This is a genomic window from Zobellella denitrificans (genome assembly GCF_002237365.1).
Lineage (GTDB): Bacteria > Pseudomonadota > Gammaproteobacteria > Enterobacterales > Aeromonadaceae > Oceanimonas > Oceanimonas denitrificans.
On sequence record NZ_NMUO01000003.1, the window covers coordinates 1 to 23,046 of the forward strand.

General features: G+C 63.1%; 19 protein-coding genes and 1 tRNA gene. 9 read left to right on the forward strand and 11 right to left on the reverse strand.

The window, feature by feature from the left end; all coding sequences use genetic code 11:
- Positions 1–244: 244 nt before the first annotated feature.
- A complete protein-coding gene (locus CGX12_RS01195; protein WP_094038070.1) occupies positions 245–517 on the forward strand; it encodes an Rdx family protein in 273 nt (90 codons plus the stop codon).
- On the opposite strand, the gene olsF is transcribed toward CGX12_RS01195, so the two are convergent.
- Positions 497–2,233, reverse strand: a complete 1,737-nt coding sequence (gene olsF, locus CGX12_RS01200; RefSeq protein ID WP_094038071.1) for a bifunctional ornithine lipid synthase OlsF — start codon at positions 2,231–2,233, stop codon at positions 497–499. The genes CGX12_RS01195 and olsF overlap by 21 nt on opposite strands.
- Positions 2,234–2,326: 93 nt before the next feature.
- On the opposite strand from olsF, the gene CGX12_RS01205 reads away from it, so the two are divergent.
- The gene (locus CGX12_RS01205) at positions 2,327–3,262 is read left to right on the forward strand and encodes a patatin-like phospholipase family protein (protein WP_094038072.1); all 936 of its coding nucleotides are present in this window, start codon (positions 2,327–2,329) and stop codon (positions 3,260–3,262) included.
- Positions 3,263–3,490: 228 nt separating this feature from the next.
- Complete coding sequence (gene speA / locus CGX12_RS01210; RefSeq protein ID WP_094038073.1) at positions 3,491–5,395, forward strand: biosynthetic arginine decarboxylase; 1,905 nt, start codon at positions 3,491–3,493, stop codon at positions 5,393–5,395.
- A gap of 451 nt (positions 5,396–5,846) precedes the next feature.
- On the opposite strand, the gene rsmS is transcribed toward speA, so the two are convergent.
- Positions 5,847–6,014 carry a pleiotropic regulatory protein RsmS gene (gene rsmS / locus CGX12_RS01215; RefSeq protein ID WP_094038074.1) on the reverse strand — a complete coding sequence of 56 codons (168 nt, stop codon included), beginning with the start codon at positions 6,012–6,014 and terminating at the stop codon, positions 5,847–5,849.
- Between the two features lie 241 nt (positions 6,015–6,255).
- Here rsmS and psrA point away from each other — a divergent pair, with 241 nt between their 5' ends.
- Both psrA and CGX12_RS01225 read left to right on the forward strand, forming a co-directional pair.
- Entirely contained in the window at positions 6,256–6,885 is a 630-nt protein-coding gene (gene psrA / locus CGX12_RS01220) for a TetR family transcriptional repressor PsrA (protein ID WP_094038075.1), read from the forward strand.
- Positions 6,886–6,916: 31 nt separating this feature from the next.
- Positions 6,917–9,181 carry an acyl-CoA dehydrogenase gene (locus CGX12_RS01225; protein WP_094038076.1) on the forward strand — a complete coding sequence of 755 codons (2,265 nt, stop codon included), beginning with the start codon at positions 6,917–6,919 and terminating at the stop codon, positions 9,179–9,181.
- 73 nt (positions 9,182–9,254) lie between these two features.
- Here the strand turns inward: CGX12_RS01225 and pyk are convergent, their stop codons facing one another.
- The 4 genes from pyk to sodB form a co-directional block, all read right to left on the reverse strand.
- Positions 9,255–10,694 carry a pyruvate kinase gene (pyk, locus tag CGX12_RS01230; protein ID WP_094038077.1) on the reverse strand — a complete coding sequence of 480 codons (1,440 nt, stop codon included), beginning with the start codon at positions 10,692–10,694 and terminating at the stop codon, positions 9,255–9,257.
- A gap of 285 nt (positions 10,695–10,979) precedes the next feature.
- Positions 10,980–11,831 carry a MurR/RpiR family transcriptional regulator gene (locus tag CGX12_RS01235; RefSeq protein WP_094038078.1) on the reverse strand — a complete coding sequence of 284 codons (852 nt, stop codon included), beginning with the start codon at positions 11,829–11,831 and terminating at the stop codon, positions 10,980–10,982.
- Between the two features lie 254 nt (positions 11,832–12,085).
- Positions 12,086–13,399, reverse strand: coding sequence for a 30S ribosomal protein S12 methylthiotransferase RimO (gene rimO, locus CGX12_RS01240; RefSeq protein ID WP_094038079.1), 1,314 nt, complete (start codon positions 13,397–13,399; stop codon positions 12,086–12,088).
- A 135-nt stretch (positions 13,400–13,534) separates the two neighbouring features.
- On the reverse strand, positions 13,535–14,116 hold the full coding sequence (sodB, locus tag CGX12_RS01245) for a superoxide dismutase [Fe] (protein ID WP_094038080.1): 582 nt from the start codon (positions 14,114–14,116) through the stop codon (positions 13,535–13,537).
- Positions 14,117–14,625: 509 nt separating this feature from the next.
- Here sodB and CGX12_RS01250 point away from each other — a divergent pair.
- Entirely contained in the window at positions 14,626–14,964 is a 339-nt protein-coding gene (locus CGX12_RS01250) for a Grx4 family monothiol glutaredoxin (protein ID WP_094038081.1), read from the forward strand.
- Positions 14,965–15,139: 175 nt separating this feature from the next.
- Here the strand turns inward: CGX12_RS01250 and CGX12_RS01255 are convergent, their stop codons facing one another.
- The 4 genes from CGX12_RS01255 to CGX12_RS01270 form a co-directional block, all read right to left on the reverse strand.
- Positions 15,140–16,840 (reverse strand): histidine kinase, encoded by a 1,701-nt coding sequence (locus CGX12_RS01255; protein ID WP_094038082.1) that lies wholly within the window; start codon positions 16,838–16,840, stop codon positions 15,140–15,142.
- Between the two features lie 57 nt (positions 16,841–16,897).
- Complete coding sequence (locus CGX12_RS01260) at positions 16,898–17,227, reverse strand: TusE/DsrC/DsvC family sulfur relay protein (RefSeq protein WP_094038083.1); 330 nt, start codon at positions 17,225–17,227, stop codon at positions 16,898–16,900.
- A gap of 26 nt (positions 17,228–17,253) precedes the next feature.
- A complete protein-coding gene (yccS, locus tag CGX12_RS01265; protein ID WP_232513283.1) occupies positions 17,254–19,440 on the reverse strand; it encodes a YccS family putative transporter in 2,187 nt (728 codons plus the stop codon).
- Positions 19,441–19,524: 84 nt separating this feature from the next.
- The gene (locus CGX12_RS01270) at positions 19,525–20,184 is read right to left on the reverse strand and encodes a Bax inhibitor-1/YccA family protein (RefSeq protein WP_094038085.1); all 660 of its coding nucleotides are present in this window, start codon (positions 20,182–20,184) and stop codon (positions 19,525–19,527) included.
- Positions 20,185–20,403: 219 nt separating this feature from the next.
- Here CGX12_RS01270 and CGX12_RS01275 point away from each other — a divergent pair.
- The 3 genes from CGX12_RS01275 (at position 20,404) to CGX12_RS01285 (ending at position 22,007) form a co-directional block, all read left to right on the forward strand.
- Positions 20,404–20,494: transfer RNA gene (locus CGX12_RS01275), tRNA-Ser, on the forward strand.
- Between the two features lie 65 nt (positions 20,495–20,559).
- Positions 20,560–21,228, forward strand: coding sequence for a TIGR01621 family pseudouridine synthase (locus CGX12_RS01280; protein WP_094038086.1), 669 nt, complete (start codon positions 20,560–20,562; stop codon positions 21,226–21,228).
- A gap of 89 nt (positions 21,229–21,317) precedes the next feature.
- Positions 21,318–22,007: an SDR family NAD(P)-dependent oxidoreductase gene (locus CGX12_RS01285; protein WP_094038087.1), complete on the forward strand. Its 690-nt coding sequence runs from the start codon at positions 21,318–21,320 to the stop codon at positions 22,005–22,007.
- Positions 22,008–22,009: 2 nt separating this feature from the next.
- On the opposite strand, the gene cra is transcribed toward CGX12_RS01285, so the two are convergent.
- A complete protein-coding gene (cra, locus tag CGX12_RS01290; RefSeq protein ID WP_094038088.1) occupies positions 22,010–22,987 on the reverse strand; it encodes a catabolite repressor/activator in 978 nt (325 codons plus the stop codon).
- Positions 22,988–23,046: the final 59 nt, after the last annotated feature.

A 23,046-nucleotide genomic window follows, 5' to 3' on the forward strand; every position in this document is an offset into this window, starting at 1 on the left:
GTGGCGGCGCGGGCGGCGCTGGCCGCCACTTCCTGGGCGGTGGCCGACATCTGGTTCATGGCGGTGGCGGGCTGGTTGCTTTCGTGGTGCTGGCGGCCGGTGTCGGTTTCGGTCTCCTTCATAAAGCGTTGCAGCCCGGCGCTGGCCTGCTGCAGGGTATCCCCCGGCTGGCGGGACGGGCGCTTTCCTGCTCTTTACCCCGGCGGCGGCTTGGGTCATGCTGCGCCTTTTGGGAGGAGAGAGCATGAAACCCAGAGTGGAGATCCGTTATTGCACCCTGTGCCGCTGGCTGCTGCGCTCGGCCTGGCTGGCCCAGGAGATCTTGTCGACCTTCGCCGACGAGGTGGGGGAGGTGGCCCTGATCCCGGGGGACAAGGGCCAGTTCCAGATCTATGTGGATGGCGAGCTGATCTGGTGCCGGGTGGCCGACAACGGTTTCCCCGAGGCCAAGGAAGTCAAGCAGCGCCTGCGGGACAAGATAGCCCCCGAGCGCGGCCTAGGTCACAGCGACCGCTGACGGCTCCGCCTTCTCCGGCAGGTGGGGGGCGATATAGCGCTGATAGCGGCTGGCCTTGAGCCGGTGCAGATCCACCAGCACCAGGCCGTCGATGCAGTCGGCAAAGTCAGGATCGGTACCGAAGTCGACAAACTGCACGCCGCCCGGCTCGCACAGCTCCGAATACTGCTTGTACAGGGTAGGGATGCCGACGCCCATGTTGTCCAGCAACTGCTTGAGCAGCGTCAGATCCTGGTGGTAATCCTCGCCGCCGAAGGTGTCGCGCAGGGCGGGCGTCGTCGGCGGCAGCGGCCGGCGCGAGCGGGCCAGGGCGGCGGACGCCGGGAAATGCAGGCGGTAGAAGGCCACCAGCAGATCCCGCGCCGGCACCGGCAGGGCGGCGCTCAGCGAGACGGGCCCGAACAGGTAGCGGTAATGGGGGTGGCGGGCGAGGAAGGCGCCGATGCCGAACCAGAGGTAGTCCAGGCTGCGCCGGCCCCAGTAGGCGGGCTGGATGAAACTGCGGCCGAGTTCCAGGCCCTGGGCCAGGAAGGGCTGCATGGTTTCGTCGTAATCGAACAGGTGATGGCTGTAGAGGCCGGCCAGGCCCTTGCGGGCCAGTTGCTCGGCGGTGGGCACAAAGCGGTAGGCGCCGATCACTTCCAGCTCTTGCGGATCCCACAGCAGCAACTGGTAATAATCGTCGTCGAAGGGATCCAGATCCCGCCGCTTGCCGGTGCCTTCGCCCACGGCGCGGAATGACAGCTCCCGCAGCCGCCCTATCTCCCGCAGTATCACGCAATGGCCGGACCTGTGGTTGCGGGTGAGATAAATCGCCTTGCCATCCTGGGTCTGGCCCAGCAGCTCACATTTTTCCACCGCCTTTTTCAACTGCTGCCGGGGTTCGGGGGGCGCTATCGCCACCTGGGTCTCGAGCAGGCCGGGCTTGCCCTTGCCCAGGCGGTACAGATGGCGGCGAAACAGCAGGCAGAGCCCCTTGTCGTTGAGGCCGGTCTGGCGGCAGCTCTCCCAGGCGATGGGTTGGCCGATGCGCAGGGCTATCTGTTTGTTCCGCTGGCGAAACATTTCCCGTACCAGCAGCAAACCGCCCAGCGGACGGCTGGCCAGTGAGCTTAAATAAAAGAAGGCGGAATTGCGTCCGCGGATATGCACCGGCACTATGGCCGCCCGGGCCCGGGTGGCCAGGCGGATAAAGCCCGAATGCCAGCGGCCGTCACGGATGCCCTTGGGGCCCAGGCGGGAGACTTCGCCGGCGGGAAAGACGATCACCGTGCCGCCCTGATCCAGGTGCTGATGAACGGCGGCCAGCTGGGCACGGGCGGTCCTGCCGGTCATGTTGTCCACCGGCAGCAACAGGGAGGCCAGCGGCTCGAGCCGTGCCAGCACCTGGTTGGCGATGATGCGGGTGTCGGGACGGACCCGGGACACCAGCTTGAGCAGCGCCAGGCCGTCGAGGGAGCCGATGGGGTGGTTGGCGATGATCACCAGGGGGCCCGAAGCCGGGATATGCTCCAGCTCCTGTTCTCGCAGGGTCACCTGAAAGCGGAAATAGTCGAGCACCTGCTCGACAAAATCCAGCCCGCGCAGGTGCGGGTACTGTTCGGCGAACTCGACGAAGGCCTGCTCGTGCAGCAGATAACGCAACAGCGCTTTGCAGCCGGGGAAATGCTGCCACCTGGGCAGGTACTCGGCGGCCAGGGTGTCGACAGATAACATAACGGCTTCCTCCCTTGCAGTGGTACCCAAGCTAGGAAGCCCCCGTGACGGCGGTATTGCGCCGTCGTGATGATTTGATGACAGGGATACGCCATGACCAACCATGTTCCGGTCAGCCTGGACCAGATAGCACCGCTCTATGTCCGTACCGACGGCCTCCGGGGCCGGCTTGCCCTGGTTTGCGAAGGGGGTGGCCAGCGGGGGATCTTTACCGCCGGCGTGCTCGACGCCTTCCTGGAAGAAGGCTTCGATCCCTTCGATATCCTGATCGGCACCTCGGCCGGCGCCCAGAACCTGGCCGCCTACATGTGTGCCGCCCACGGCTACGCCCGAGAAGTGATCAGCGGCTATACCACCCGCGCCGAGTTCTTCCGGCCGCTGCATTTCGCCCGCGGCGGCGATCTGGTGGATCTGGACTGGTATTTCGAGGTGCTCGGTCAGACCCTGCCGCTGGATACCCGTACCGGTCAGAAGCGATTGGGAGGGCGGGAACTGCTGTTTTGCAGTACCCGGGCACGTGACTACCGGCCCCATTATTTCCGGCCGGCCGATGGCGACTGGCTGCTGGGGCTCAAGGCCTCCAGCGCCATCCCCCTGTTCTACCGGGCCGGGGTCGACTGGCAGGGCGAGCGCTTCGTGGACGGCGGCGTGGCCGACGCCATACCGGTGCGCGAGGCCTATCGCCGGGGCGCGCGCACCATAGTGGTGGTTCGTACCCTGCCCCAGCACAGCCGCTTCAGCCTGCAGTGGGCTCGCCGGCTGGAAGGCTGGATAGGGCGGGAGCGGCTGGGGGACCTGCTGCAGATAGTGGAAGCCCACGAACGCTGTTTCAACGATGCCCACGACTTTATCCGCCGGCCGCCGGCCGATGCCCGGGTGATCGAAATCTTCCCCCACCGGCCGCTGCAAAGCCGGGTGCTGGGCTCGACCCGGGCCCAGCTGGATCAGGACTACCAGCTGGGCCGTCGTTGCGGCCGCTATTTCCTGCAGGTGCTGGGGCCTGCCGTCATGACGGTGGCGGCGCAATAAATTTGTCGTCTGCCGGGGTCATGCTCTGGTCATGGCCCGGCTCTGTGTGTACACTCGCCCCCCGATTTTCAGGCCAAGCCGTCTTTAGGCCGTTACTATATTTAGGATGTAACGGTGTTGCTTGCTGAAGCGAGGGAGCCCACACCCTGGGCGCCGAACAATTATCGCACCGGGTCTTACCGAGGTCCGGATCTTCTATGGCCCTTACACTGAATGGGGACAAAGAACATGGCAGAATGGTCCGCAAACGACGCGCTCAAGGTGTATAACCTGCCTTACTGGGGCGCCGGTTTCTTTCATCTGGACGACCAGGGACGCGTCGTTGTCACGCCCGACAAAACCCGCCCCGAGGCCAGGGTGGTGCTCTCCGAGGTGGTCGAGCAGCTCAAGGCCGAAGGCTATGCCGCCCCGGTGCTGCTGCGTTTCCCCGACATCATCAAGAGCCGTATCGACGCCCTGTTCAATGCCTTCAACGGCGCCATCGAGGATTATGGCTACGAGGGGGACTACCTGACCGTTTACCCGATCAAGGTCAACCAGCAGCGCGGCGTGCTGGACGCGGTCACCAAGGCCTACAAGGACAAGCCACGGCTGGGGTTGGAGGCGGGTTCCAAGCCCGAGCTGCTGGCGGTGCTGGCCCATACCCATGAGACCGAGTCGGTGATCGTGTGCAACGGCTACAAGGACAAGGAGTATGTGCGCCTGGCCCTGCTCGGTACCAAGATGGGCCACCAGGTCTATATCGTGATCGAGAAGCTGTCCGAACTCGAGCTGGTGATGGCGGAGGCCAAACGCATCAACGTGACGCCGCGCCTGGGCGTGCGCGCCCGTCTGGCCTCCCAGGGCGCGGGCAAGTGGCAGTCCAGCGGCGGCGAGAAGTCCAAGTTCGGCCTGAGCGCCTCCCAGGTGCTGGCCCTGGTCAACCAGCTGAAGGACGCCGGCTGCATCGACTGGCTGCAGTTGCTGCACTTCCACCTGGGCTCGCAGATCGCCAATATCCGCGACATCCAGAAGGGCATCCGCGAATGCGGCCGCTTCTACGCCGAGCTGCGCCGGCTGGACGTGCCGGTGGACATCGTCGACGTGGGCGGCGGCCTGGGCGTGGACTACGAAGGGACCCGCTCCCAGAGCTACTGCTCCGCCAACTACAACCTGCGCGAATATGCCAACAACGTGGTGTGGGGCATCGGCAACGTCTGCCGTGAATTCGACCTGCCCTATCCGCGCATCATCAGCGATTCGGGCCGGGCCATCACCGCCCACCACGCCATGCTGGTGGCCAACGTGATCAGCATCGAATCGGCCACCCCGACCCAGCCGGCGGCGCCGGCGGACGATGCGCCCTTCCTGCTGCAGAACATGTGGGAAACCTGGGAAGACCTGTGCCGGGACGATCCGCCCCTGCTCGAGATCTACCACGACACCGTGGCCGAGCTGGCCGACGTGCACGAGCAGTACAACATGGGGCTGATGAGCCTGCAGGACCGGGCCTGGGCCGAAGAGGTACACCTCAATATCTGCCTCGGTATCAAGGCCAGGCTGGACTCGGTCAACCGGGCCCACAGGCCCATCATGGATGAGCTGAACGAGAAGCTGGCGGACAAGTGCTTCGTCAACTTCTCCCTGTTCCAGTCCCTGCCCGATGCCTGGGGTATCGATCAGATCTTCCCGGTGCTGCCGCTGGACGGCCTGGACCGGCCGCCGAGCCGGCGGGCGGTGATCCTGGACATCACCTGCGATTCCGACGGCGCCATCGATCAGTACGTGGATGGCCAGGGGGTGGAGACCACGCTGCCGATGCCGGAGTTCATGCCCGGCCAGCCCCACTACCTGGGCTTTTTCCTGGTGGGGGCCTATCAGGAGATCCTGGGTGACATGCACAACCTGTTCGGCGACACCCACAGCGCCGAGGTGGTGCTGGACGAACAGGGCCAGGTGCAGATCAACAACATCAAGGAAGGCAGCAACGTGGCCGAGCTGTTGCGCTACGTGGACATCGATCCCAGCGTGATCAACGCCCAGTACGAGCTGCAGGCCAGCCACCCGGATCTGGACGAGGCAACCCGCGCCATGCTGCTGAAGGAGCTCTCCGCCGGCCTGGAAGGCTACGCCTACCTGGAAGAAGAGCTCTGACGAGCCCGGTTTGACAGCGGAAGCTGGAAGCGCAACGCTTCCAGCTTCCAGCCTGACTCTTGGTCACAAGTTTCTGTTGACTTTCGATCAGGCAAAACATCGGCCAAAGCACACAGCTCCTCCGGCACACCGTGGGACCTGATACTCGCCTCTGGGGGCTCCGCCGCGCTTCTGAGAACCTGTTCACGATCTGGTGTACGCGGCCAAAGAGCACTACTCCGCCGACTCGCCATAAACCCATCCCTGGGGGCTCGACGGCGCCATCCCTGGCGCCAACGGTCGGCGGAGCAGCACTCTTTGTCCTCTCTAAAGCTCAGTGTCGCCTGTTGGCACCACCATCAGGCGACGTCGGGGCTTGAAAGAGGCAATCCCTGCTGCCTCTTCTTTGCGTTAAATCAGACAGCCGGACTTGTGACCAAGAGTCAGGCTTCCAGCTTCCAGCTTCCAGCTTCTAGCTTCCGCCTTCCAGCTCCTGCTGCCGTTCCAGTTTGCGTTCGAAATCCCGGGTGACGATGGCCAGGGCGGCCAGCGCCAGCGCGGGACTCACTTCATTCACTTCCAGCAATTCGATCAGGTCCACCGCCAGTTGAACTTCTGCCGGAGCATCGGCCAGGCTCATGATAGGCTCCTCTTTTGACAATGCCGGACTCATCACCGGATTTTACCCAAAAAAATGCCCAGCAGGGCTGGGCAAAGACTTAGTGCTTAATTGCAGTGGCATTACTTTTGAGCGGGGATAGGGCAGAAGGTTCCCGCAAAAGATGCCGTATAGCGTAAAATTTTTTCGATGCGTTTTTAACTTGACAGTAACCGGTTTTGAAACGTAAATTTTAAACATGTGTTTTATTTTGAGGTGATCAGTGAGCAAGAAAGATACCAAGCAGAAGATCCTCGACGCCGCCGAGGTGTTGTTCGCCGAGCAGGGGTTCAGCGAGACCTCGCTCAGGCTCATCACCAGTGCGGCCGACGTCAACCTGGCATCGGTCAATTACCACTTCGGCTCCAAGAAGGATCTGATCAAGGCGGTGATGGACCGTTACCTGGCGATCTTTATGCCCGGTGTCGACGAAGCCCTGAAACGCCTGCTGGCGGAGCCGGACACCAATCTGCATCAGGTGTTCGACAGTTTCGTGGCGCCGCTGATGGCGCTGACCAGGATTAAGCGCCGGGGCCCGGAGATCTTCCTGCAGTTGCTGGGCCGCGGTTATATCGACAACCAGGGTTTCCTGCGCTGGTTTATTGTCAACCACTACGGCGAGGTGCTGGAGCATTTCACCCAGGCCATCCGCAAGGCGGCGCCCGAGCTGTCCTCCGCCGACGTGTTCTGGCGGCTGCACTTCACCCTGGGCACAGTGGTGTTCACCATGGCCTCCAGCGAGGCCCTGCGCGATATCGCCCGTACCGATTTCAACGAAGAAATAGATGTGGAAGGGCTGGTGCGTAAGGTGATCCCTTACCTGGCCAGTGGCGTCGGTGCCAAGCCCTGTTGATTTGCCATCCCGGTTACTAAGGAGAGGGAGCATGAGTTTACGCAAGAAATGGATCAGTGGGCCGGCCTTCGCCACCTTCAAGAAGATACTGCCGCCGCTGTCGGCCACCGAGCGCGAGGCGATGGAGGCCGGCTCGGTGTGGTGGGACGGCGAGCTGTTCTGCGGCAAGCCGGACTGGTCCAAGCTGGCGGCCTATGGTCCTTCCTCCCTCACCGACGAAGAGCAGGCTTTTCTCGACAACCAGGTGGAAACCCTGCTCGCCATGCTGGACGATCATCATATCGTCAACGACGAGCGCGAACTGCCCGAGCCGGTGTGGGACTATATCAAGAGGGAGGGTTTCTTCTCGCTGATCATCCCCAAGTCCTACGGCGGCCGGGACTTTTCCGCCTATGCCAATTCCACCATCGTGGCCCGCATCGCCAGCCGCAGCATCAGCGCCGCCGTTACCGTCATGGTGCCGAACTCCCTGGGGCCTGGTGAGCTGCTGATGCACTACGGTACCCAGGAGCAGAAGGATCGCTGGCTGCCGGGTCTGGCCAGGGGAACCGAGGTGCCCTGTTTTGCCCTCACCGGGCCGGAAGCCGGCTCCGATGCCGGCGCCATTCCCGACAGCGGCGTGCTGTGCCGGGGCGAGTACAAGGGCGAACAGGTACTCGGCATCCGCCTGAACTGGGACAAGCGCTACATCACCCTGGCACCGCGCGCCACCGTGCTGGGCCTGGCGTTCAAGCTCCAGGATCCGGACGGCCTGCTGGGCGACAAGCCCGAGCTTGGCATTACCTGTGCCCTGATCCCCACCAGCCATCCCGGGGTGGAGATAGGCGATCGCCACTTCCCCATGGGCCTGGCCTTCCTTAACGGTACCACCCGGGGCAAGGACGTATTCATCCCCCTCGACTGGATCATCGGCGGTCCCGATTATGCCGGTCGCGGTTGGCGCATGCTGGTGGAGTGCCTGTCCGCCGGTCGCGGCATCTCCCTGCCGGCCCTGGGTACCGCCAGCGGTCACCTGGCGGTGCAGAGCACCAGCGCCTATGCCTATGTGCGCAAGCAGTTCGGCCTTTCCATCGGCAAGTTCGAGGGCGTACAGGAAGCCCTGGCCCGCATCGGCGGCTTCACCTACCAGTTGGAGGCGGCGCGCCGGCTGACCACCCGCGGCCTGGATCTGCAGGAGAGCCCGGCCATTGTCACCGCCATCTCCAAATATCACATGACCGAAATGGCCCGCACCGTGATGGACGACGCCATGGACGTGCACGCGGGCAAGGCCATCCAGATGGGGCCCAAGAACTACCTGGCCCACAACTACATGGGCATTCCGGTGGCGATCACCGTGGAAGGGGCCAATATCCTCACCCGCAACCTGATGATCTTCGGCCAGGGTGCCACCCGCTGCCATCCCTATGTGCTGAAGGAGCTGGAGGCGGCGGCCAACCCGGACGAGAAGGCAGGTCTGGAGCAGTTCGACCGCTTGCTGTTCCAGCATATCGCTTTCGCCGCCGGCAACGTCTTTGGCGCCTTCTGGCAGGGGCTCACCGGTGCCCGCTTCAATGGCGCGCCGGTATCCGGGCCCACCGCCGGCTATTACCGGCAACTGGCCCGCATGAGCAAGGCCCTGGCCCTGTGTGCCGACATGTCCATGCTGATCATGGGCGGCGACCTCAAGCGCAAGGAGATGATCTCGGCCCGCCTGGGGGATGTGCTGAGCCACCTCTACCTGGCCTCCGCCACCCTCAAGTTCTATGAGGACAACGGCCGTCTCGCCGACGAGCTGCCCTTCGTGCACTACGCGGTGGGCCGCAACCTGCACCAGATCAGCGAAGCCCTGGACGGTTTCTTCCAGAACTTCCCCAACCGGGCGGTGGCGGTGACGCTGAAGGCACTGATTTTCCCGTTGGGCAACCGCTACAGGAAGCCGCTGGACAAGCACGCCCAGGCCATCTGCAAGCGGCTGATGACCCCGGGCGGAGTGCGCGATCGCCTGACCCACTTGTGCTATGTGCCCAGGGACAGCGAACCGGGCCTGGGCGAGGTGGAAGCGGCCTTCCTGGCCATGGTGTCGGTGCAGGGCATCGAGCAGAAGTTGCTGGAGGCGCAGAAGGCCGGCCGGCTGCCGCGCAAGCTGCCCTTCGAGCAGATGCTGGCGCAGGCGAGGGCTCAGGATATTATCAGCGATACCGAAGCCCAGCGCCTGAACAAGGCCGAGGAGCTGCGCCGCCGTGCCATCGCGGTGGACAGCTTCGCCCCCGGGGTGCTGAGCCGGGAGATGCCAAAAAAGTCTGACGCGGCCTGAGCCGCCGACCGCCATCAACAGAAAAGGCCGGGCAAATGCCCGGCCTTTTTATATTTCTTCCAGCTTCGGCCGCTTATTCCACGGTCAGGATCTTGCAGGTATTGGTGCTGCCGACCACTTCCATCATGTCGCCGTGGGTGAGCAGGACCAGATCACCGGAGCTGACGTAACCGGCCTTCTTCAGGGTAGCCAGGGCCTCGCGGCAGATCTCGGCATTGCTCAGGTTGTCGTCGGGCTTGAAGTAGACCGGGGTCACGCCGCGATACAGGTTGGTCCAGGCCAGGGTCTTGGCTTCCCGCGACAGGGAGAAGATCGGCAGGCCGGAGCTGATGCGGGACATCAGCAGCGGGGTGGTGCCGGACTGGGTCAGGGCCACGATGGCCTTGACGCCCTGCAGGTGGTTGGCCGCGTACATGGTGGACATGGCCACGGTTTCCTCCACCGAGGTGAAGGTAAAGTTCATGCGGTGGTTGGACACGTTGACGCTGGGGTGCTTCTCGGCGCCCAGGCAAACCTCGGCCATGGCCTTCACGGTTTCGATCGGGAACTGGCCGGCGGCGGTTTCGGCGGACAGCATCACGGCGTCGGTGCCATCCAGCACGGCGTTGGCCACGTCCATCACCTCGGCACGGGTGGGCAGGGGCGCGGTGATCATCGATTCCATCATCTGGGTGGCGGTGATCACCACCCGGTTCAGGCGGCGGGAGGTGCGGATCAGCTTCTTCTGCACGCCGACCAGCTCGGGATCGCCGATTTCCACGCCCAGATCACCCCGAGCCACCATCACCACGTCGGAGGCCAGGATCACGTCTTCCATGGCGGCGTCGGTGGCCACCGCTTCGGCGCGCTCCACCTTGGCCACCAGCTTGGCGTTGCTGCCGGCGGCGCGGGCCAGTTCACGGGCAATGCGCATGTCTTCACCGGTACGGGGGAAGGACACCGCCAGGTAGTCGACGCCGATCTTGGCGGCGGTCTTGATGTCTTCCTTGTCCTTGTCGGTCAGGGCCGGAGCGGACAGGCCGCCGCCTTTCTTGTTGATGCCCTTGTTGTTGGACAGGGGGCCGGCCACAGTGACTTCGGTCAGTACCTTGTTGCCGTCCACACCTTCGACCCGCAGCTGGACGCGGCCGTCGTCGAGCAGCAGGATGTCACCCTGTCTGACGTCTTGCGGCAGCTCCTTGTAGTCGATACCGACGCGTTCCTGGTTGCCTTCACCCTTGGGCAGATCCGCGTCCAGCACGAACTTGTCACCGATATTGAGGTGGATCTTGCCGTCCTTGAAGGTGGACACCCGGATTTTGGGCCCCTGCAGGTCACCCAGTATGGCCACGTGCTTGCCCAGCTTTTTCGCAATTTCACGCACCTGGTTGGCGCGGGCCATGTGATCTTCCGGAGTACCATGGGAGAAATTCATGCGCACCACGTTGGCGCCGGCGGCGATGATCCCTTCCAGGTTGTTGTCGCGGTCGGTGGCCGGGCCCAGGGTGGTGACAATCTTGGTACGTCTTAACATAAGAGACTCCAATAGAGATGTAGATGTAATAAAGAGGGGAAGTTCGGATTGCTTTTTAAGCCTGGCAGGCTGCGAATAGGGGACGAACGACGGATGTCTGCAGACGGGAGCCTGGTGGGTGCCAATTGAGCCGTAATGGGCTCTCGGTAGGTGATAAGTGGCTTGCTCACGGCCTGACGCTGCATCCTTGGTTTTGTAAATTGTTACCGATAATAACCGAAGCGAGGACCAAAGTGTAGACTCGGTCACAAAAATGGCCGGTATTTGCCGGCCATTTGATCAAAATCAAAGGTGAGGGTTATCAAATCGTGAATTTTTTATCCCTTCCTTAACTTTCTTCAGGTTTTCCCGAAATTTGGTGCCGCGGCGCAGGATAAAGCCGGTGGCGAGCACGTCGATCAGCACCATCTGGGCCAGGCGGGAGGCCATCGGCAGGTAGACGTCGGTGTCTTCCGGCACGTCCATCGACAGCACCATGGTGCACTCCCGGGCCAGGGGCGAGTCCTTGGCGGTGAGGCCGATGACGATGGCATCGTTCTGGCGGGCGAGCTGGGCGATTTCCACCAGCGCCTTGGTGCGGCCGGTGTGGGAGATCAGCACCACCACATCGCCTTCGGAACTGCTGATGCAGCTCATGCGCATCATCACCACGTCGTCGAAGCACAGCACCGGCACGTTGAAGCGGAAGAACTTGTTCATGGCATCGTGGGCCACGGCGGAAGAGGCGCCGAGGCCGAAGAAGGACAGCTTCTTGGCCTGGGTCAGGATATCCACGCAGCGGTTGACCGCCTGCGGGTCCAGGCTGTGCCGGGCCGAGTCCAGGCAGGCCATGCTGGACTCGAAGATCTTGGCGGTATAGGACTCGGGACCGTCGTCTTCTTCCACGTGGCGGTTCACGTAGGGGGTGCCGTTGGCCAGGCTCTGGGCCAGGTGCAGCTTGAAATCGGGAAAGCCCTTGGTGTCGAGCCGGCGGCAGAAGCGGTTGACGGTCGGCTCGCTCACATCCGCCAGCTTGGCCAGGGCGGCGATGCTGGAATGGATGGCGGTTTGCGGCGAAGCCAGGATCACTTCCGCCACTTTCCTTTCAGACTTGCTGAAACTCTCTATATTTTTTGTAATTTTTTCCAATGTATTCATCTGGACTACCGGGCTCGATGGGACGGGCCAGGAACAACCCTGGGCTGCGTAACATAAGTGGATACACTATACAGGACAATCGATTGCGTTAAGAGTATCCCCATACCAAAGTATGACTGAACTCTAAAAAAATTACTCGAAAGGCGAAAAAAATGCCAACAATGGTGTTGCTTAATAACAAATGACATGACCTGGATCGGGTTGGAGATGTAAAAAAGCCCCGCGAACGGGGCTTTTGTTGGGAGCTCCAGTAGTTAGACCGGCTCGCCCCAGAGATCGTATTCGTCGGAGTGGGTGACGGTCACCTTGACCAGGTCGCCGGGCTTGAGCTCGGTCTCGCCATTGAGGTAGACCAGGCCGTCGATTTCCGGGGCGTCGGCGCTGGAGCGGCCGATGGCGCCTTCTTCGTCCACCTCGTCGATCAATACCTCGATGACCTTGCCCACCTTCTGCGCCAGCTTGCGGGTGGAAATCTCCTGCTGCAGCGCCATAAAGCGTTCGAAGCGCTCCTGCTTGACCTCTTCCGGCACCGGGTCCGCCAGCTCGTTGGCGCGGGCGCCTTCCACCGGGCTGTAGGTGAAGCAGCCGACCCGATCCAGCTCGGCCTGCTCGATAAAGTCGAGCAGCAGTTGGAAGTCTTCTTCGGTTTCGCCCGGAAAGCCCACGATAAAGGTGGAGCGGATGGTGATCTCGGGGCAGATCTCGCGCCAGCTGCGGATGCGCTCCAGGGTGCGCTCCACCGCGCCCGGGCGCTTCATCAGTTTCAGGATGCGGGGGCTGGCGTGCTGCAGCGGAATATCCAGGTAGGGCAGTATCTTGCCGTCGCGCATCAGCGGGATCAGATCGTCCACGTGCGGGTAGGGGTAGACATAGTGCAGCCGAACCCAGACGCCCATCTTGCCGAGCTCCTCGCACAGGGCCTGGATATGGGTCTTGACCGGCATGCCGTCGGCGAAGCCGGTCTTGTGCTTGACGTCCACCCCGTAGGCGGAGGTGTCCTGGGAGATCACCAGCAGCTCCTTCACCCCGGCATCCACCAGGCGGCGGGCCTCACTCAGTACCTCGCCGATGGGACGGCTGTCCAGATCGCCGCGCATGGAGGGGATGATGCAGAAGGTGCACTTGTGGTTGCAGCCCTCGGAAATCTTCAGGTAGGCGAAATGCTTGGGCGTGAGCTTGACGCCCTGCTCGGGTACCAGGCTGACGAAGGGGTTGTACTCCGGGCGCGGCACGTACTTGTGCACATGGTTCAGCACCTGCTCGTAGGAGTGGGGGCCGGTGATCTCCAGCACCTTGGGGTGCACTTCACGGATTTGATCTTCCTTGGCGCCCAGGCAGCCGGTGACGATGACCTTGCCGTTTTCGCTCAGGGCTTCGCCCACCGCTTCCAGGGATTCCTGCACGGCGCTGTCGATAAAGCCGCAAGTATTGACGATCACCAGATCGGCATCATCGTAGGAAGGCACCACGTCGTAGCCTTCGATACGCAACTGGGTCAGGATACGCTCGGAGTCGACCAGGTTTTTCGGGCAACCGAGGGACACGAAGCCGATACGGGGAACAGACATACTCACTTGACTTGACTCACTTTGAAAGAGGGTAGAAACAAAAGAGGGCGCATTTTACACCCAAGCCGGCTGATTAAAAAAGAGCCAGCAACAAAAACACCCCGGAAGGCCGGGGTGTTTTCAACTGACAAAAACTTACTTGGCGAAGTTTTCTGCCACGAAGTCCCAGTTGACCAGGGCCCAGAAGGCCTTGACATAGTCGGGGCGCACGTTGCGGTAGTCGATGTAGTAGGCGTGTTCCCAGACGTCACAGGTCAGCAGCGGGGCAACGCCCTCGGTCAGCGGGCAGCCGGCGTTGGAGGTGTTGACGATACCCACGGAGCCGTCGGCCTTCTTCACCAGCCAGGTCCAGCCGGAGCCGAAGTTGGTCACGCAGGACTTGGTGAACTCTTCCTTGAAGGCATCGAAGGAGCCGAAGGCGGCCTTGATGGCGTCGGCCAGGGCACCGGTCGGCTCGCCGCCACCGTTGGGGGACAGGCAGTGCCAGTAGAAGGTGTGGTTCCACACCTGGGCGGCGTTGTTGAAGATGCCGCCGGAAGAAGTCTTGATGATGTCTTCCAGGGATTTGCCTTCGAACTCGGTGCCGGGAACCAGGTTGTTCAGGTTGACCACGTAGGTGTTGTGGTGCTTGCCGTAGTGGTATTCCAGGGTTTCCTGGGAGATATGGGGTTCCAGAGCATTTTTGGCGTAAGGCAGTGCGGGAAGTTCAAATGCCATTGTTATCTTCTCCATTTTGATTGTGCCAGCCGGGGCTGGCCGAGACATTGCTGCTTGCTTTCTTTCCATGGCGGAAACGGCCCAAATCCGAGCTTAGCCGCAAACCGCTAAATTGCTGAAAGGATTGTAACAGTTTGGCGGATGACGAAACAACAACAGCTTTTGTAAGGGGATAATGCCCCGGTATTCGCTGGCAGCTTGATGACAAAGTCGTTGTCATGACCGAATAAGTCGGCCAAAGGGCCAGCCCCGCCGACACGCCGTGAATCCGTCCATGGAGGCTCCGCCGCGCCCTCCCTGGCGCGGAGGGTCGGCGAAGCGGTTCCCTTTGTCCTCCTGTTTTGGCATGGTGCCTGTCTAAGTAAGCCCGAAGCTTTGTCAGCAGCCTGCCCGGTATTCAGCGGGACTTTTATTGCCTTGCAGATACCGATTTATGTGTCCTCGCTCTTGTGACCGCAGAGGGATAAAGTAGAATAGCCTTTTTTAACAACACGCCGTCCGAGGTGGTTATGGACACCATTGAGAAAATCAAGACCCAGATCAGCGAAAACCCGATCCTGCTGTACATGAAAGGATCGCCCAAGTTCCCCAGCTGCGGTTTCTCCGCCCAGGCCTCCCAGGCGCTGATGAACTGCGGCGAGCCCTTCGCCTATGTGGATATCCTGCAAAACCCCGATATTCGCGCCGAGCTGCCCAAATACGCCAACTGGCCGACCTTTCCCCAGCTGTGGATCGAAGGGGAGCTGATCGGCGGTTGCGACATCATCATCGAGATGTTCCAGCAGGGCGAACTGCAGGCCCTGATCAAGGACACCGCCGCCCGTCATCCCCGCCCCGAGCAGGCATAAGCCCGCCCGACGCCAGGCGGAAAAGCCAAGAGACATGCGCAGTGCCGGCTGAAATATCCGGCCGGCACTGCTGTCGCAGGCTTGCCGGCCTATTATTTTCACACCTCACACCTCACACCTCACACCTCACACCTCACACCTCACACCTCACACCTCACACCTCACACCTCACGCCTCAGGGCCTGAAACACACTTCCAGCAGGGTGCCGCCCCCGTCAGCGGAACCGATGCGCAGGGTACCGCCCAGGCTGGCGGCCCTGTCCTGCATGATCCTGAGCCCATAGTGCTGGCCCTGCTCCGCGCCGGCCTCGATGCCGGTGCCGTTGTCCTCTACCGACAGGTGGATTTCTTCGTCCTGCTGCCAGACCCGCACCGCCACCTGGCTGGCGTGGGCGTGCTTGAACACGTTGTGCAGGGCCTCGCGGGTGATTTGCACCAGGTGGATGGTCTGGTTGGGGCTCAGCCGGTGGGGCGACAGCCGGTATTCGAAATCGATGGCATAACCCATGCGACGGCTGAACTCGGCCAGGGTGTCGCTCAGGGCGGCGTAGAGGCCGGGCTTGTCCAGCTTGAGGCGGAAGGTGGTGAGCAGTTCCCGCAACTGGCGGTAGGCGTTGTTCAGCCCTTCGCGCATTTCCTCCAGTCCCGAGGCCACCTCCGGGCTGGGGTTGGGCAGTTGCAACTGCACATAGCTGACCTGCAGCTTGAGGTAGGTGAGGGCCTGGGCGAGAGAGTCGTGCAGCTCGCGGGCGATGGTCGCCCTTTCCTCCATCAGTTGCAGTTGCTGATACTGGTGCTGGCGCCGGTCCAGGGCCAGCGCCGTGGTGAACTGATCGAAAATACTGGCCAGCAGCTGTTGCTGCTCCTCCGCCAGCTCTTGCCCCGGCGGGCAGTAGGCGAGGACCTGACCGTAATGGCCGCTGCCATCCTGCAGCGGCCAGCGGTAGTTGGGGACGTCGCGGGGGCCGCCGGCTTCGGAGCAGGCGGTGACTTCGTCGAAGGGGCTGTCGTCATCGCCTTCGTAGAGATGGATGCAGATCTGGCGCAGGGGAGTGAGCTGCTCCAGTCGGTTCAGCAGGCCGGGCAGGCGTTGATAGAGGGGCTCGACTCCCTGCAGCTCGCGCTGGGTATCGTAGAGGGTGCTCAGGGTCTGGTTGGAACGCACCAGGGCCCGGGTCTGTTGCTCCACCTTTTCTTCCAGTTGGCCGTAAAGCTCGGACAGCTGCCGGTTCATGGTATCCATGGTGTCGGCCAGCACCGCCATTTCATCGTCGCCGCCGATGCCGCTGCGGCAGGCAAAATCTCCCTGGCCCACGGCCCGGGCCACCAGCAGCAGGCGGCGCAGGGGGGTGAGCAGGCGCTGGTGCAGGTAGATGACCGCTGCCACCAAAATCAGCAGCATGGCCAGCATCACCATGAACTGCAGCCAGCTCTGGCGCTGGAGACTGGCCTCGGTGTTTTGCTCGAGCTGGGCCACCAGAAGGTCGATGGCGTCGACGAAGGCGGCCACCTGTCCGCGGACCGGCTCGCGCGCTTCGGCCTGCTGCAGGCTTAGCCTGAGCTGCTGCCATTGCTGCTGCAGTTGCCGGTGCTCCTGGCTGAGGGCGTCGCTGTCCAGCACCCGCACCAGCAGCGGATCCTGCAGATCCCGCTCCAGCATCAGCAGATCATCCTCCTCCTGCAGCGGCACCCGGCTGAGCAGGCGGTAGCTCTGCATCCTGAGCGAGCCGGCCTTGTTGATCACGTAGGCCCTGCCTTCGCTCTTGTCGGACAGCCAGGCCGAGGCCGCCAGGCTGATCAGGGCCAGCAGCACCAGGATCAGCATCAGCAGGGTGATGCGGGTCAGCAATGAGCGGGAGAAGGGAATGGACGACATGGCGCACTGTCCTTGGTGGCGGTAACGAACGGACCCTTCGGGCGAAGGGCCCGGGACTCAGATGCACTTTACCGGTTTGGGCAGGCCGGCCAGCTTGGTGGCCTGCTTGGCCGGTCCCTTGGGAAACAGCCGGTACAGGTAGCGGCTGTTGCCCTTTTCCTCGCCCAGCTCCCTGGCCATGGCCTTGACCAGGGCACGGATGGCCGGGGAGGTGTTGTATTTGAGGTAGAAGGCGCGCACGAACTGGATCACCTCCCAGTGCTCGGGGGTGAGCGCTATTCCTTCCTGCTCCGCCAGCCGCTCGACCATGGCCGGCTGCCAGTCCTGATGGTGCTTCAGATAACCCTGGGTGTCGGTTTCTATCTGCCGCCCTTCGAATTCGAACATAATGACTCCTCTGTTGGGCCGCCATCTTACCCAAGACGGGCGGTCGCTGCATCCTCTGCCGGCGTCTGCTCCCGAAAGCCCCGGGCCAGCTGGTAGAGATCGTTGACCAGCAGGGTGATATGGCCGAGCAACTGGCGGGTGAGGATCACCCATTCGTCGTCGCTGTCCGCCACCGCCACCGGCAGCGGGGTATAGGCGGGCAGCTCCTCGCCACTGCGCAAAGCCTTGGCCGCGGCTTCGAGTCGGGTCACCAGCTCCTGCACCGGGGTGTCGGCCAGCACCTGGGAGTGCATGCGATGGGCGCCCAGGGTCGACAGGTAGGACAGCAGGGCGTGGTTACGGTAGGCGATGTCGAAACAGAGGTTCAACCAGTGCTTGGGCACCGGCTCGACCCGGATGTTCTGCCAGGCCAGGGCCAACTGGTTGTCGGCCAGATGGGCCTGCTTGCGCGGCAGCCGGTAATCCAGCTCGTCACTGCGTCCCTGCTCGAACTGGCGGGCGATGGCGGCCAGGTAGGCGGCGTTGGCGGCCATGGCGTCGGCCATCAGCCGGGGCAGGTGGCGTCGTTGCCAGTCGGGCCAGATGAACCACACCGCCACAAAGGCCAGGGCGCAGCCGGCCAGGGTGTCGAGCAGGCGCGGCAGGAACACCGGCTCCTGGCCGCTGCCCTGCAGGTTGAAGGCCAGCAGCACGAACAGGGTGACGAACCCCACCGCCCAGCTGTAATAGACCTTCACCTGGGTGAAGAAGATGAAGTTGCACAGCAGCAGTATGCCTATCTGGGCCCCGGCCGAGGGGAAGAGGTACAGCAGCGGGATGCCCGCCAGCAGGCCGCCGATGGTGCCCAGGGTACGCTGTGCCAGGCGCTTGCGGGTGGCGCTGAAGCTGGGCTGGCAGACGAAGAGGATGGTCAGCAAGATCCAGTAGCCCCGCTCCAGCTCGAGGGTGGCGATCAGTGAATAGCCGAGGGCGAAGCACAGGCTCAGGCGCACCCCGTGGCGGAACAGGATGGAGTTGGGATGCAGCAGCGCCTTGAGCTTGGGCCAGAACGGCTGGCGCGGCGGACGGGCCAGCTCGATGGGCGCCGCCTCGGGCGGCGTCTGCCGCCGGGTCAGCGCCTCGGCCCGCACCAGGGCCCGGTGCAGGTGCTCCATGTTGCGGGTCAGGAACTTCATCGGGCTCAGCAGGGTGCGCGGGTAGTGGCGTTTGAGGTGGCTGTAGTCCAGCTGATCCTGCAGCGCGCTCAGCTCCCAGGCGATACGCTTGCCGTGCCGGTAGGCATTGTGGGTGAGGATGGCGTAGCCCAGCCTATAGCAGGCCTCGCCCAGCTCCACCAGCAGGGTCTGGTAGCCGGCCAGCACGTCGGCCTGGTGGAGATCCCGGTTGAGCTGCTGGTAGGAATAGTGGCTGGAGGTGGCCCGCTCGTGCATTTCCTGCACCAGCAGGTAGAGCGCCAGCAGCCGGCCCAGCTCCGCGTCCTGCCGGTCGCGGCCCTGGATGCGGCGGTTGAGCATCTGCTTGGTGACCTCCAGGGCGTTCACCAGCTGGATATTGAGCTGGGCCAGGCCGTGGCGCAACTGCTGGTGCTCCTCTTGCGGGCTGTCGAAGAAGCGGGACTTCTCCAGCAGGTAGCGGGACAGGGCGAAGTAGCACTGGGCCAGCTGTTCGTGCACCTGCTTGTAGGGCCAGGCCAGCAGTACCAGCCAGGACAGCAGGCCGTACCAGGCCGCCCCCAGGGTGAGCAGCAGCGGCTGGTACCAGAAGGCGGGGCTGTCCGCGTGGCCCTGCATGGCGTAGAGGGACACCAGCAGGGTGCCGAAGCCGAGGCTGCCGGCGGTGGGGCCCCAGGCCCCGAGCAGCACCAGGGCGAAGGTGGTAAAGACCAGCAGGGGGCCAAACAGCCAGGGGCTGTCGATGAGCCAGCTGACACCGCTGATGGCGGCGAAGAAGCACAGCAGGCTCAGCAGCAGGTGGCGCAGCCGGCCTTTGGGATCCTGATCCACCTCGCTCAGGGCGCCGGCCATGGCGCCCAGGGCCAGGGTGACGGCGGCGGGAATTTGCCCCAGCCACCAGCCGGGCAGCAGCAGGCTGGACATGGCCAGCAATACCTTGAGGGCGAAGAAGAAATGGCTGTCGGTAAAGACGCGTCTGAGCCAGATGATAGCGGGCGACATATTGCGTTTGACCAGGGTGGGGGCTCGAGTCCAAATCATACCCAAGTCGCGGCCGGAGCACAGCCGCCAGCGCCAATAAAAAAGCCCCGGACGGGGCTTTTTTGGTGACCAGAAGGGGGAAGCTCAGTCCCGGCTCAGGCCCAGCAGTTGCAGCAGGCTGAGGAAGATGTTGAAGATGGACACGTACAGGGTCACGGTGGCGGAGATGTAGTTCTGCTCGCCGCCGTGGATGATGGCGCTGGTCTGCATCAGGATGGCGCCGGACGAGAACAGGATGAACAGGGCGCTCAGGGCCAGGCTCAGGGCCGGCAGGGCCAGGAACAGGTTGGCCACGAAGCCCACCAGTATCACCACGAAGCCGGCCATCATCATGCCGCCGAGGAAGGACATGTCCTTCTTGGTGGTCAGCACATAGGCGGACAGCGACAGGAAGGTCAGGGCGGTGCCGCCCAGGGCCAGCATCACGGTCTCGGTACCGGAGGAGGTGCTCAGGTAGTAGTTGAGGATGGGGCCTATGGTGTAGCCGGTGAAGGCGGTGAAGGCGAAGATGAACAACAAGCCCAGGCCGCTGTTCTTGTTGCGCTCGGTGAGGAACATCAGGCCGTAGAAGCCGACCAGGGTGATGATCAGACCCGGGCGGGGCAGGGCCAGCATGGCGCTGACGCCGGCGGACAGGGCGGCGACCACCAGGGTCATGCCCAGCAGCATATAGGTGTTGCGCAGGACCTTGTTGGTTTCCAGCGCGCCCGCCTGGGTACGGGACAGGGTATTGTTATATCGCATCGTTCAGACTCCTTTGTGTCTAAAACAGGGATGGAACCACTAAATTAATGAGGTACATTGTGGACATAATATGACCCGGTTGTCGAGCCTTGCGTGTCCTAATTCAAGGGCTTGCCCGGGGAAACGGACGACTCCTGTCCATTTAGTGTCCACTCGCGCCCGGGGCGGCATTTATCAGTTTACAAGAAGAAAGCGCCTGAAGTAGTATGGTCGCCCGTCGGAGGGGTGGCAGAGTGGTTGAATGCACCGGTCTTGAAAACCGGCGTGGGTTAATAGCCCACCGTGGGTTCAAATCCCACCTCCTCCGCCAGACCGGAAAAGCCCGCTGCGTGACCCGCAGCGGGCTTTTTGCATTGGCCCGCCCGGAGTTTGCCCATGGACATACTGCTACGCCACGACCATTTCTACGTGATCAACAAGCCCGCCGGCATCGGCATGCATCAGGAAGGGGACAGTCCGGGCCTGGTGCGCCGGCTCAGCGAGGAACTGGGCGAACCGCTCTATCCGGTGCACCGGCTCGACAAGATGACCACCGGCGTCCTGCTGTTGGCCCGCACCGTCGAGGCCAACCGCGAACTCAGTCGCCAGTTCGCCGAGCGCCGCACCCGCAAGCTGTACCTGGCGCTGTCGGATCGCAAGCCCGGCAAGAAGCAGGGACTGATCAGGGGCGACATGGAAAAGGCCCGGGGCGGCAGCTGGAAGCTGACCCGGGGCAGCGCCAACCCGGCCATCACCCGCTTTTACAGCACCCCGCTTGCCGAGGGACTGCGGGCCTTTCTGTTGCAGCCCCACACCGGCAAGACCCACCAACTGCGGGTGGCGCTGAAAAGCCTGGGCAGTCCCATACTGGGCGACGATCGTTACGGCGGCAGTCCGGCGGACCGGGGCTACCTGCACGCCTGGAAACTGGACTTCGAGTGGCAGGGCCGGTTGCTGTCGGTGACCGCGCCCCCGGACCAGGGCGTCCTCTTTGTCGAACTGGCCGAGCCCCTGACCCGCTGGGCCGCCAGCCTGCAGCCGGAGGCGGCATCCCCGGCGCCGTAATCACCGCCGGGTCAGCCGCCATCCCCCCGTAATAAAGTCCCCTCGGCCCCGGTCCGGATGAGTTCTGCAAACGACGGGGAGACACAGCCATGCGTTACTGGATCATGGGCGGCGGCGGTATCGGCTGCGCCCTGGCAGAGGCCTGTCTGGCCGACGGCCATCAGGTGCTGTTGTTGAGCCGGCGCGCTCCGCACTTGGCCGGCCTGGACTGGCACCTGCTGGACTGCACCGACGGCGAGGCCCTGGAGCGAGCCTGTGCCGGCTATTCCCTGCCCGACAGGGTGATCAACACCCTGGGCATGCTGCACCAGGACGGACAGCAGCCGGAAAAACGCATCGAGCAACTGAGCGAATCCGCGTTGCTCAACAGCATCCATCTCAATACCTGGCCCACCCTGGCCATGGGCCGGTTGCTGTCGCGGCGGCTGGGGCGCCACCAGTCATTGCGGTTTACCGCCCTGTCGGCCCGGGTCGGCAGCATCAGCGACAACCGGACGGGCGGCTGGTACAGCTATCGTATCAGCAAGGCTGCCCTCAATATGGCCGTCAAGACGCTGGCGGTGGAGTGGAGCCGGCGTTTTCCCGCCGCCTGCGTGGTGGGCCTGCATCCGGGCACGGTGGCAACGCCCCTGTCGGCGCCGTTTCGCGCCGGCCTGGCCGAGGGGCAACTGCAGACACCGGCACAGGCGGCCCGGCATTTGCTGACGGTGCTGGAGCGGCTGGAGCCGGCGGACTCGGGCCGGCTCTTCGCCTGGGACGGGCAGGAAATCGCGCCCTGAACTCAGCGCTTGTGCAGTATCCGCGGTACCGGGTAATGGCCGCTGCGGTAGTTGCCCCGCACCGCGTCCAGCGTCAGGTTCAGTACCTGCTGGGTCACGATATGGTGATCCTGGGCGATGGTGTTGATCGGGCTCGACAGGAAGTCGAGCAGCCGGTGATCGCCGAAGGTGCCGAGCCGCAGCCGGGGCGGCAACTGGGCCTCGTGCTGGTAGAAATAATCGAGCACCCCTTCCAGCAGCACGAAGGCGGTGGTGACGATGGCCTGGGGCCGCTGCCAGTCCACCTGATCCAGCTCGTTCAGCAGGCGGAAGGCGGTCTGGCGCTCGAAGCGTTCGCCATAGAGCACCTGGTAGGGAATACCGGTCTTTTCCAGGGCCTTTACGAAGCCCTGCTCCCGCTCCAGGCTGATGCCCAGATCCGGGGCGGCGGCAATCAGCCAGGCCTGCTCCAGCTCGGGGCTGGCCAGGGTCTGGGTCAGGCGGAAGGAGGAGGCCTTGTTTTCGCTGCTCACATAGATAAGGGGGGCGGGCAGGGAGCGGTCCACCCCTATCACCGGCAGCTCCTGGTTGATCCTGAGGTAGAAATCGTCCTCCAGCGGCAGGCAGGACGCCACTATCAGGGCATCCACCCGCCGCCCTTTCAGCATCAGCGCCAGATCCTTCTCGGTGTCCGGTTCGTCATCGGAGCAGGTCACCAGCAACTGGAAACCGGCCTTGCGGGCATGCCATTCCAGCAGTTTGGCCATGCGCGCATAGCTGGGGTTCTCCAGATCCGGCACTATCAGGCCGAAGGTGTGTGACAGGGCCCCGCGCAGGGCGGCGGCCTGGCGGTCGGGCTGGTAGTTGTGGGCCCGGACCACCGCCATCACCTTGTCCTGGGTGGCCTGGCTTATCCTGTGCTGCTCTGCCTTGCCGTTGATCACATAGCTGGCGGTGGTGCGCGATACCCCGGCCAGGCGCGCGACTTCGTCAAGTTTCATTGTTCGTTAAATCCATCAAAATGTGCACCAGATCATATCATCGCAATCTATTGGTGCAG

Excerpts from the sequence above, each read along its gene's own strand:
- rsmS (WP_094038074.1), bottom strand. The coding sequence starts at position 6,014 with ATGAGCCTGGCCGATGCTCCGGCAGAAGTTCAACTGGCGGTGGACCTG.
- rimO (WP_094038079.1), bottom strand. The coding sequence starts at position 13,399 with ATGTCTGTTCCCCGTATCGGCTTCGTGTCCCTCGGTTGCCCGAAAAAC.
- CGX12_RS01270 (WP_094038085.1), bottom strand. The coding sequence starts at position 20,184 with ATGCGATATAACAATACCCTGTCCCGTACCCAGGCGGGCGCGCTGGAA.
- sodB (WP_094038080.1), bottom strand. The coding sequence starts at position 14,116 with ATGGCATTTGAACTTCCCGCACTGCCTTACGCCAAAAATGCTCTGGAA.
- CGX12_RS01285 (WP_094038087.1), top strand. The coding sequence starts at position 21,318 with ATGCGTTACTGGATCATGGGCGGCGGCGGTATCGGCTGCGCCCTGGCA.
- yccS (WP_232513283.1), bottom strand. The coding sequence starts at position 19,440 with ATGATTTGGACTCGAGCCCCCACCCTGGTCAAACGCAATATGTCGCCC.
- cra (WP_094038088.1), bottom strand. The coding sequence starts at position 22,987 with ATGAAACTTGACGAAGTCGCGCGCCTGGCCGGGGTATCGCGCACCACC.
- pyk (WP_094038077.1), bottom strand. The coding sequence starts at position 10,694 with ATGTTAAGACGTACCAAGATTGTCACCACCCTGGGCCCGGCCACCGAC.
- CGX12_RS01195 (WP_094038070.1), top strand. The coding sequence starts at position 245 with ATGAAACCCAGAGTGGAGATCCGTTATTGCACCCTGTGCCGCTGGCTG.
- CGX12_RS01255 (WP_094038082.1), bottom strand. The coding sequence starts at position 16,840 with ATGTCGTCCATTCCCTTCTCCCGCTCATTGCTGACCCGCATCACCCTG.
- CGX12_RS01235 (WP_094038078.1), bottom strand. The coding sequence starts at position 11,831 with ATGAATACATTGGAAAAAATTACAAAAAATATAGAGAGTTTCAGCAAG.
- CGX12_RS01260 (WP_094038083.1), bottom strand. The coding sequence starts at position 17,227 with ATGTTCGAATTCGAAGGGCGGCAGATAGAAACCGACACCCAGGGTTAT.
- CGX12_RS01280 (WP_094038086.1), top strand. The coding sequence starts at position 20,560 with ATGGACATACTGCTACGCCACGACCATTTCTACGTGATCAACAAGCCC.
- olsF (WP_094038071.1), bottom strand. The coding sequence starts at position 2,233 with ATGTTATCTGTCGACACCCTGGCCGCCGAGTACCTGCCCAGGTGGCAG.
- speA (WP_094038073.1), top strand. The coding sequence starts at position 3,491 with ATGGCAGAATGGTCCGCAAACGACGCGCTCAAGGTGTATAACCTGCCT.
- CGX12_RS01205 (WP_094038072.1), top strand. The coding sequence starts at position 2,327 with ATGACCAACCATGTTCCGGTCAGCCTGGACCAGATAGCACCGCTCTAT.
- CGX12_RS01225 (WP_094038076.1), top strand. The coding sequence starts at position 6,917 with ATGAGTTTACGCAAGAAATGGATCAGTGGGCCGGCCTTCGCCACCTTC.
- CGX12_RS01250 (WP_094038081.1), top strand. The coding sequence starts at position 14,626 with ATGGACACCATTGAGAAAATCAAGACCCAGATCAGCGAAAACCCGATC.